The sequence below is a fragment of the Bradyrhizobium sp. sGM-13 genome, from assembly GCF_018398875.1.
Taxonomy (GTDB): domain Bacteria; phylum Pseudomonadota; class Alphaproteobacteria; order Rhizobiales; family Xanthobacteraceae; genus Bradyrhizobium.
Map to the genome: position 1 here is coordinate 1 of NZ_JAGWDK010000408.1, position 244 is coordinate 244.

A 244-nucleotide genomic window follows, 5' to 3' on the forward strand; every position below is an offset into this window, starting at 1 on the left:
TTTCAGCATGGGGAGGCTGAGATGGGTCTGACAAAATCGGGAGACGTAGCGTCGCGGTTTTCGGCATATATTGAAGGTCTTGCAAGCGTGATCGGACATGCGGGACGGGCCAAACCGCTTCGCGATTACTGCACTGGGCTGATGATGCCGTGCGATCGCAAGAGTGTCGAGCCGATGGCGGCGATGACGGCTCCTGAGCGGACAGCAGCGCAGCATCAGGCGTTGTTGCATTTTGTCGGTCAAG

General features: G+C 57.8%; 1 protein-coding gene. It reads left to right on the forward strand.

The features are described from left to right. Positions 1-21: 21 nt before the first annotated feature. The coding region (locus KJQ96_RS39460; protein WP_213291269.1) for a transposase at positions 22-244 on the forward strand (223 nt) is incomplete at its 3' end.